The organism is Paraburkholderia sp. SECH4, from assembly GCF_030511745.1.
GTDB lineage: Bacteria > Pseudomonadota > Gammaproteobacteria > Burkholderiales > Burkholderiaceae > Paraburkholderia > Paraburkholderia madseniana.
Genome location: NZ_JALOCP010000057.1, coordinates 26,736 through 35,231 on the forward strand (window position 1 = coordinate 26,736; position 8,496 = coordinate 35,231).

8 protein-coding genes and 1 pseudogene are annotated in these 8,496 nt (G+C 59.8%); 5 read left to right on the forward strand and 4 right to left on the reverse strand.

All coding sequences use genetic code 11. The annotated features are described in order from the left end of the window. Window positions 1–45: 45 nt before the first annotated feature. Window positions 46–321: pseudogene (locus M0D67_RS38975) on the forward strand (ornithine cyclodeaminase family protein); the annotation flags it as partial. Window positions 322–456: 135 nt separating this feature from the next. Here M0D67_RS38975 and M0D67_RS38980 read toward each other — a convergent pair. Further along, entirely contained in the window at window positions 457–1,062 is a 606-nt protein-coding gene (locus tag M0D67_RS38980; protein WP_154563935.1) for a TetR/AcrR family transcriptional regulator, read from the reverse strand. Window positions 1,063–1,189: 127 nt separating this feature from the next. On the opposite strand from M0D67_RS38980, the gene M0D67_RS38985 reads away from it, so the two are divergent. Then, complete coding sequence (locus tag M0D67_RS38985; protein WP_154563937.1) at window positions 1,190–2,113, forward strand: NAD-dependent epimerase/dehydratase family protein; 924 nt, start codon at window positions 1,190–1,192, stop codon at window positions 2,111–2,113. A gap of 2 nt (window positions 2,114–2,115) precedes the next feature. Continuing rightward, on the forward strand, window positions 2,116–2,460 hold the full coding sequence (locus M0D67_RS38990; protein ID WP_266242693.1) for a DoxX family protein: 345 nt from the start codon (window positions 2,116–2,118) through the stop codon (window positions 2,458–2,460). Between the two features lie 49 nt (window positions 2,461–2,509). On the opposite strand, the gene M0D67_RS38995 is transcribed toward M0D67_RS38990, so the two are convergent. Next, a complete protein-coding gene (locus M0D67_RS38995) occupies window positions 2,510–2,866 on the reverse strand; it encodes an STAS/SEC14 domain-containing protein (RefSeq protein ID WP_171928795.1) in 357 nt (118 codons plus the stop codon). A gap of 184 nt (window positions 2,867–3,050) precedes the next feature. Between M0D67_RS38995 and M0D67_RS39000 the strand changes: the two genes are divergently transcribed. Then, the gene (locus M0D67_RS39000) at window positions 3,051–3,890 is read left to right on the forward strand and encodes a hypothetical protein (protein WP_233469059.1); all 840 of its coding nucleotides are present in this window, start codon (window positions 3,051–3,053) and stop codon (window positions 3,888–3,890) included. Window positions 3,891–4,210: 320 nt separating this feature from the next. Here the strand turns inward: M0D67_RS39000 and M0D67_RS39005 are convergent, their stop codons facing one another. Together M0D67_RS39005 and M0D67_RS39010 are read right to left on the reverse strand one after the other, a co-directional pair. After that, the gene (locus M0D67_RS39005) at window positions 4,211–4,474 is read right to left on the reverse strand and encodes a hypothetical protein (protein WP_266242696.1); all 264 of its coding nucleotides are present in this window, start codon (window positions 4,472–4,474) and stop codon (window positions 4,211–4,213) included. Further along, on the reverse strand, window positions 4,471–4,893 hold the full coding sequence (locus M0D67_RS39010; protein ID WP_266242698.1) for an NUDIX hydrolase: 423 nt from the start codon (window positions 4,891–4,893) through the stop codon (window positions 4,471–4,473). The genes M0D67_RS39005 and M0D67_RS39010 overlap by 4 nt, the downstream gene beginning before the upstream one ends. Before the next feature lie 409 nt (window positions 4,894–5,302). Here M0D67_RS39010 and M0D67_RS39015 point away from each other — a divergent pair, with 409 nt between their 5' ends. Next, window positions 5,303–7,402, forward strand: a complete 2,100-nt coding sequence (locus tag M0D67_RS39015; RefSeq protein WP_266242700.1) for a Na/Pi cotransporter family protein — start codon at window positions 5,303–5,305, stop codon at window positions 7,400–7,402. Window positions 7,403–8,496 lie beyond the last annotated feature (1,094 nt).

Sequence of the window (8,496 nt, forward strand, 5' to 3'; positions counted from 1 at the left end):
CGCTGAGGTCAGCCGCTTACTTCCGCTGTCCTCGCTTGTGGCGACGCTATTACCTCGCGACGAACCGCGGCCGCATCGGCGCTCGGCGTCAAGTTGCTAGCCAACCCCGGCGCGTCGCGGCTGCTCGTGGTCGGTGCCGGCCGGGTAGGACGTCTGCTTGGGCCAGCAATAGCCAGCGTACGTCAGCTCGAGTCCGTCGAGGTATGGAACATCAATCCGCAGACCGCACGGGCATGCGCAGCGCAATGGCAGGAAGAGGGGCTGAACGCGCGTGCAGTGGATGAGCAAAGCGCGGTGTCAGAGCGTCGATCGGCGGCCTAGTTAATCGAGGATGGGGAATTTGCGGAACGCGTGTTGAACAGTGATTGCTCGGAAGCGGACATGCGGTGTCTCGTTTCCCGCGCTAGACGCTGTTGCGTTCCGCATGCAGCAGGTCGACATCTTATGCGGGGCTCCTTAGCGAAGTGCAGCCGCCACCGCCTCGTCAATCTGCGGCGCAAAGCGTGCTTCAACATTGGGTACCGCGTAGCCAATTGACAGTTCCAGATACGCGTCGCCAAGCACCAACTGAACGAATGTCGCTGCCCGCAATGCAGCAGTCGATTCGTCAAACCGCCTTCGCAGAATTTTTGCGGCGAAGGCACGCACGACCTTTGCACCATTTTCGTAAAACACCTGGCCGAGTTCCGGAAGACGCTCTGCCTCAGCAACGATGGCGCGGTAAAGCCGCAGATTATCCAGCGTGATAAGGCTTCGTGCCAGCAACCATCCCAACGCGCGCAACTCGACTTCGGGTGCGCCATCGGTTTGCTCGCCCTGAGCGCTGGCAAGCAGCGCGCCCACCTGAGCGCACATCTCGCTCACCACACCAACGAAGAGCGCCTCCTTCGACTTGAAGTGGCGGTAGACCGTCTGTTTGCCGACCCCAGCGGCTGCGGCGACATCGTCCATCGTTGCCAAACCGAAACCCTCGCGCAAGAAAACGGTTTTCGCGCCGTTGAGGATCGCAGACCGCTTGCGGCATTGCAGCGGGCTCAGGCCGGGGAGAGAAGAAGTGTCCATGCGAGATAAATAACAGATCGTTGAGTAGTTGACAAGACTGGGCAGTCTCGTTTAGATTCGTCAAAACGAGACCGACTAGTCTCGTTGTATGACTTTTCAACTTCGCAGCCAATCATTGGAGAACGCTTTGAAACTGTTCATTACAGGTGGTACTGGCTTCATCGGGCAAGCGGTCGCGCGCAAGGCAATCACCCTCGGTCATCAGGTGACGGCGCTGGTGCGCGAGGACAGCTCGGCGGCCGCCAGCGCGCTGGCACGTCTCGGTGTAACACTGCATTCCGGCGACCTGCGCGAGCCACAGTCTTTCGCTGCGACTGCCGGTGCCGCTGACGGCGTGGTGCACGCCGCGTCGACCAACGATGCTTCCGCCGGTGCGGTTGATGAGGCCGCGGCTGTAGCGATGCTTTCGCATTTGCATCCGGGCGCGGCGTTTGTCTATACGTCGGGCACCTGGGTCTACGGCAACACGGAGGGGGAGCCCGCGACTGAAGCATCGGCGCTGAACCCGACACCACTCATCGCCTGGCGGCCCGCGGTGGAGCAACAGGTGCTTGCGCTAGCAGCACGCCGCTCGATTGCTGCGGTGATCCTCAGGCCGGCGATGGTGCACGGCTACGGCGGCGGCGTCTTCGGCATGCTTGCCGGCATGGTCCGTCAGACCGGCAGTGTGAGGATCGTTGGCGATGGTCGCAACCACTGGCCTGCCGTTCACGTCGATGATCTCGCCACGGCCTACCTGAGCGCGGTGGAGCGGGCGGCAAGTGGGGACGGTCGAGTCGCGGGACAGATCTTCAACGTGGTCGCGGAAGATGCCGTTGCCGTTGCCGAAATGGGTGAAGCGATTCGGGCCTCGGTCGGCGCCGATCGCGTCGAACCCTGGCCGCTCGACGATGCTCGCAAATCGCTTGGACCGTTCGCGGACGCACTGGCGCTCGATCAGACAGTAAGCGGCCACCATGCCCGGCAAGTTCTTGCGTGGCAGCCCCATGGCCCCGGCCTGATTGCGGACCTCTCTGTACAAAAGCACTTTCAGCAAATCAACGGAGCATGACCATGGCGTGGAATAGTGCATCTTACGAGTCGATTCTCGCGATGATCGTAGCGGTTCTGTTCGCGGTTGCTGGGGTGGTCAATCTCACAGGACGCGGCGCGGTGAAGCGCGACTTCGCACGCTGGGGTTACCCGGCATGGTTTCATTTGCTCTGTGGCGCGCTTGAGCTGTTGTGTGCGGCACTTCTTTTTGGACAACAAACCAGAGTCCTGGGCTTAACGCTGGCCGGTGCGATCCTGGTCGCCGTGCTCTTCACGTTGCTACGAAACCGGGAGTCGTTCGGGCATCTCGCCCCGGCGCTGATCTTCTCGGTTCTCGTTGTGGCTACTGTGGCGCTCCGCGGTTGAGGCTTGCTCGCCACCAGACGGGTGAGCCCGGGACGCCACCAAGCGGCGCTCAGGTGTTGATCCAGACGCGCGCCTGCTCCAGCTCGTTGAGGTGGAACGCCTTGACTTCGGCCTTCGTAAAGAACCGCGCCAGATGCATCGAGGCACGGATCCAGCCCGCATCGGCCACCACGGCGGCGCGCGTGACCTTGCGGGCCACGGGAACGCCGAGCGTTATATCGGTCCACAGCGCCTTCGGCTCGATGCCGGTGAAATTCTCGATGCGTTCGAGCACGCGGGTCTTGCCGTTCAGTTCGAGATCACCACGCATGCGCTCAATGGCTTCGCGCAGATCGTGGTCGGTGATTTTGCCTTCGACGGAAATTTCGATGACAGGGGAATCGGGTTCGGTGTGATACAGGATCATGGCAAGACCGCCTGACTAGGGAGACGTTACACGCTCAGGCGCGGCGCGGATGAGCCTAGCGTTCGATAATTTCTTCACGATACCCCTTTTCACACGGCTCGGTTAGCCAGGTTTAGCGCCGTTTAGAGTACGTTGACGGCCCGCCCCGTTACCATCTTCCCGCCCGTGCGAAACGTGCCGCTGCATGGCCAGACGTTCGGTTTATCGCTCGCCCATTCCTGCTCGTCAGGTCCGCCATTGCTGTTATTCGTCTGATGAAATCCGTGATCAGTGGTTTACCATGGTTGGCTCACGTCGTTTGCAGGAGCCGTCAGTAAGTATGATGAATACCCGAAAGATTTTGATGATTATTGGAGGGCTCCTGCTCGTAGCAGCAGGGACCACGTACTTGATGCTCCTTCAGGCGGACCGCCGCTCAATGGCAGAAGTCACGGCCGCCATGCATGAGTCCGCACACCCTCCCGTCGTCGATTCGCGCGCCGGCGATCAAGTGACGGAAGGCAGCATCGACCAATCGAAGCCGTCCGGCGCGATCACGAAAAGCACTGCCATCGCGCAGGAGCCGGTGGTTCCCGCGCCTGCTTCTGCTCCTGCTCTGGCAGTAGCACCTGCGCCCATGACGGCCGCGCCCGCATCCAGTCCGGCCGCCGCACAAGTCACCGGGCAACCGAAGCCGGAGGCACAACCGAAGCAGGCGCCGTCGACGGCCGTCGCGTCGGTGAACGTGCAGGACTCGGGTGCGCCGAAGGTGGTTCCGGCGCACCGCGCCCAGCGTGGACGAGACGGTTTGGACCATCGCGCGATAACGACTCAAGGCGCGACACCGGAAACGGACGAACTGGTCAGGGAATCGGCGAAGCTCGATCCATCGTTGCCTCCGCCGGATATGTCAGCTGCTCGTGCCGCCATGGACCAGCGTAGCTCCAAGCCAGGGACAGGCTCGAATCCGGTCGCAGCCGCGATGACGGATCAGCTCGTCAAGGAATCGGCGAAGCTCGATCCTTCGCTGCCGCCGCCTAAGTAATCGACTTCTCCGGGAGCACGTGCGGCTGCATGAACTCTCCCGGCACTTGAGCACCGCGCTCCAGCGCTTGGAGTAAGGCATCCGAAGCAAGCGAATTGGCTGTCGCCATCTACAGTTGAGCACTGTGGAATGACCGCTATCAGGGAAGTTGGCCGCCTCCTCAGGGTCGCGTGCCGCCGATCGCCAGCGGGTGGTGTTCGGCCAACAAGAGACAATCGCGGAGCACCGATAAATGACGGGTCATCGGCCCCACAACAGTCACTCGTCATTGATTCATTCTTAGATGAAAGGCTATGTTTCCGGGACGGAGTGGACGCGTGTCATGAACTGAACAAATCATCGACGATACGTCGTCCCGCGCTATAGCCGCCCATAAGCGCATCAGCTTCGCTGAAAAATGACTTGCCTTGAGATTCGCCAAAACGCAACGGGGAGAAAACGGCAAGTGCGGCACCGGCCTTGCAGATTCTCACGACCGCGACATAGCCCGCGCTGGATAACGCACTACGTCCGGCCTGCCAACTAAAGTCAGTCTCTACGGCCACCTCGACATCGAATCCGTGATCGTGATAAGTGCGGTTCATAGGCTCACCCGTTCCGCCTGCTGCGAAATCCGATGGACGTTGTCCGATTCCAGAGTGCGGATATACCGGAAGAAAAGCTCTACGATTTCACGAGTAGGAATGCTGGCGGAAAGTGTCGCTATCTTGACTGGGACGAACCACCTGCACTTCGCGATCTCGTTGCTGGGCTGTACGCTTGCATGATGCGCGACATCAGCGAAAAAGACATGGTGCAAGGTGTTGAAACCGGTAAATTGAAAGAGGTATGTCAACTCAATAGCCGCAAGCGTCGTTTCTTCCGACAGTTCACGTAGCGCGGCTTCATTGGGCGTTTCATCCCGACAGATTCTCCCGCCAGGTAACGCCCATCTTGATCGTTCTCTGGCAACCAGCAGAATCCGGTTATCCCGCACGCATACCACGGTCGCTCCGTCTTTCATTCTCTCCCTGCCCACCTGATCTCTTGACCATCAGTCGAAATCGGCGGTAATGCAAGCAGCGCCGGCGACCTTTACCCGGCATTGTAAATCCTGTCGAAAATGCCGCACCCGGATCTTGTACGTGGCGTACCAGCAGGCATCGCGGTATCGAGCGCGGTAATTCGGGATTAACTGTTGTTTTCCAATCTAACAGTCGGCACGGTATCGCGCTAAACTGGCTCACCTCGCGGTCGGGCACCTTTTACTGTCGCAACTCTCCATGGGGCCGCGTACGGGATAGGCGAGTGCCGGTCATGCTCAAACCGGGTTCGAGCCACGAGCGTCGATTTACTGTGACGCTCAGCCGACCAAGGGGCAGGGAAGTGCCGAAGTCTCGTGGGCGAACGGTTGGACGCCAGGAGTCCGAATCATGATAACGACGTTCACGCTGATCGATCTTGCTGGCTCCGTTGCCCTGCTGCTGCTGGGCACCCAGATGGTCCAAACCGGCATGCATCGGGCATTTGGCGCAGGTCTCCGGTCGCTCCTCGCCAGGTCGCTGGGTGGGCCCTTCCGGGCCTTCCTCGCCGGAATAGGCGCGACGGCGGCATTGCAGAGCACCGCGACGACCGGACTCATGGTCGAGGGCTTCGCTGCGGAGGGGCTCGTCGGGCTTGTACCCGCGCTTGCCGTGATGCTGGGGGCAAACGTCGGCGCAACGTTTATCGTGCAGGTGCTGTCGCTCGACGTCGCGGCCGCCGTTTCTCCGGCCCTGATCCTTGTAGGCGCGCTGATGTTCCGCAAGGTATCGAACACGCGTGCACACGATCTGGGACGCATGTTCATTGGCCTGGGCCTGATGCTGCTCGCGCTGCATCATCTGCTCGAGTTGATGACCGATTACGAGGATGCCCCAAGCCTTCGCATGCTGCTGGGCGCTGCATCCACCGTACCGGTCGTCGATGTTCTGCTGGCTGCGGGTTTGACATGGGCCGCAGATTCGAACGTCGCGGCGGTCTTGCTCATCACCTCGCTTTGCGCGCGGAACGTCGTCCCGCCCAATACGGCTTTTGCACTGGTGATGGGCGCGAACCTCGGCACCGCAATCAACCCCGTGCTGGCAGGGACGGCACCATACGATGCCGCCTTGAAGCGGCTACCGGTCGGAAACCTGCTCACAAGGATAACCGGCGTTGTGTTGGCCCTTGCAGCACTCGGACCAATCGGCCGCTTCATGGTCACTATGGAACCGGACAATGCGCGAGTGGTTGCGGATTTTCATACGTTTTTCAACGTGGCTCTCGCCTGCGTATTCCTGCCGATGCTTCCGCTTTATGCGAGCCTGTTGAACCGATTACTGCCTTCGCCCGTGGAAGTCGCAGATCCGCAGCGGTCGCCTTTGCTCGACTCCACCTCCAACCGGATTCCAGCCGGGGCGTCGGGGACCGCACCCAAGGCACTTCGGTTCGTCGATCGCCTCGTCGCTCGCTTCGGCGAAATGCTATCGGACACCCATGCAGCACCGTCAGATTGCGAGCGCAAGCTCATTGCTGAGGCACGCCCGCATGCCGATATTCTGGACAGCCTGAATGGCGCAGCCAGGGCCTACCGGACGTCTACCAGGGCCGGGCAGATCGACGCGGCGACGCATCCGCGCTTCGATAAGAAAGTCAATGTGGTCTATCGCGAGGAGAACGGACGAATCGATGTGCAGCAGGGCAGCGGCCACTCGCTAGAACACGTCGGTCCTGATGGCAACGCAAAGAAGTATTACCCCGCAAGCTCCCTCTGGCTCAACTTGCAGGATCTCCAGATCGTTCAGCAACTGGAACCTGCCGAGGGAGAAACGCGATCCACCCTTACTACCTGTGTCCGTGGGACCGCTTTCTTTGATGACGTTCGCCTGTCAATTATTGGCGAACACGGGAACAGCACCCGCAAAGTCCAAATCTCGTTCACGGGCAGAGAAATCCGTGCGGCAGACCGGCAGGGCCTGCGCGAATGGCAAGACGAACTCGGTACGACTTTTTCGGACATCCCGTTGGGCACAGCAAGGCTCGGCTACAACCCGACGGACCGGGAGATGCAGGAACCGGATCAGTGGTGGGCGTCTTGCCATGTGCCGGAAAGCAGCATGAAGGCGCTGATACAGGGGGTTGAGGCTGGCCGGCTTTCTGCGGTCAAGGTCGGCCTGTGTCTGAAGAACATTTATATGTCGGGGCAGGTGTTTCCTGATTCCCTTGGGGATTCGTACCTGTTCCTCAGGCCGGGTAAGGAAGGCAGTGCTATGGAATCGCCGGAAATTGCGAGCGGATATGTTGTTCATCTCGCTCTCGACTTCGGAAAAATCAGCTTCGATGCGCTCGGCCAACGCGACAGTTCACGCGAGGATCAACAGCAAACAAACGCTGGTGACGCAACCTCAATGAACGCGCTTGTCGAGAGGTTGAGCACGCTCGTCGTCAGCCTGAAATGGCTTGCGGTACTTGTCGCTGTCCTGATTATTGTTTTCGCATTCAAAAATCGATGATTGAACCATTGACGCGCTTACGTATGACGGTTGCCCTCTCTTTCATGGGTGTCTGTCCGTTTGATCGCAAGACTCTAAATAACCTCGATGATAATTTAGCCTGTTGATCGCGTCTTTTTGGCTACGTACGCTACCTTCAGACTGTGCCAATGCGGAACTCGCAGGCTGCGGCAATCAGGAAATGTCGGTGCGGGACGGGGAGTATAGCGATGAAAATGTCTCACAGATTAGGAAGCCCCGATACGGCGGGGCCGGTGTGGGGGCTTGTCTTTGGCATGTTCATGACGGCAATCGGAACGGGCCTCTGGTTTTATGCGACGTCGTCGGCCCCCTCCGGACGACAGGATGAATCGTTGGCCGTAGCGGCCGTCATCGTCGGCCTGTTTTCTGCCGTCTACGCGGGGCGCGAACTCTGTCACAAACGTCGATAGATCGCCTGTCAGGACTATGGATGTTGTCGATTAAGTGGCGCTACAAGGTGTGCGGGAGCACGCTGATTTTGCCGCCGCGCTCGTCACGCTAACACTCGTGGAATCCGTTTGCTCCTTCAACACCGTGCAAGGCCACTGATCTGCATGTCTCGACGGTCGAGCACGCCAGTGCGCGTATGCCATCACCTCGTGCCCAGCCGCAATCGATATTAATCGACATGCGACCTGGACATTCCCCGACGCTAGTCACCGGCCCCGCTGGCGATAGCGGCGGCAAGACAGTCTCGCTGCGACTGAAGACGTGACCAGGCGGTCATAAGCGCGTCGGGGGACGCTAGCTCCTTGTCACGAGATCCCAAACGCTGAAGCAGCGAAATGTACTCCCTTCGCACTGCAATCACGCCTTCAAGCGTCACCAGGGCTTGCTCAACTTCACGGAGTTGCCGTCGCAGCTTATCGGTCATTTCAACCCTCCCGACGGACGAGCGCCTCCTGTTCGTACTGGACACGCTCCACCGGCTCCAATGCGCGTGGCTCTCGTTGCTAATGCCGAAGGCTGCGGACAATCCGGCGAGCTTCCCTGATTCCCAATAGCACTCTCTTAAGGGTGTTAGCGGCGGTGCAAATCCGACACTAAACGGCGGCGCAAGGTTAAGTAAAAGC

Coding starts and splice junctions, on each gene's coding strand:
- M0D67_RS38980 (WP_154563935.1), bottom strand. CDS start 1,062: ATGGACACTTCTTCTCTCCCCGGCCTGAGCCCGCTGCAATGCCGCAAG.
- M0D67_RS38990 (WP_266242693.1), top strand. CDS start 2,116: ATGGCGTGGAATAGTGCATCTTACGAGTCGATTCTCGCGATGATCGTA.
- M0D67_RS38995 (WP_171928795.1), bottom strand. CDS start 2,866: ATGATCCTGTATCACACCGAACCCGATTCCCCTGTCATCGAAATTTCC.
- M0D67_RS39000 (WP_233469059.1), top strand. CDS start 3,051: ATGGCCAGACGTTCGGTTTATCGCTCGCCCATTCCTGCTCGTCAGGTC.
- M0D67_RS39005 (WP_266242696.1), bottom strand. CDS start 4,474: ATGAACCGCACTTATCACGATCACGGATTCGATGTCGAGGTGGCCGTA.
- M0D67_RS39010 (WP_266242698.1), bottom strand. CDS start 4,893: ATGAAAGACGGAGCGACCGTGGTATGCGTGCGGGATAACCGGATTCTG.
- M0D67_RS39015 (WP_266242700.1), top strand. CDS start 5,303: ATGATAACGACGTTCACGCTGATCGATCTTGCTGGCTCCGTTGCCCTG.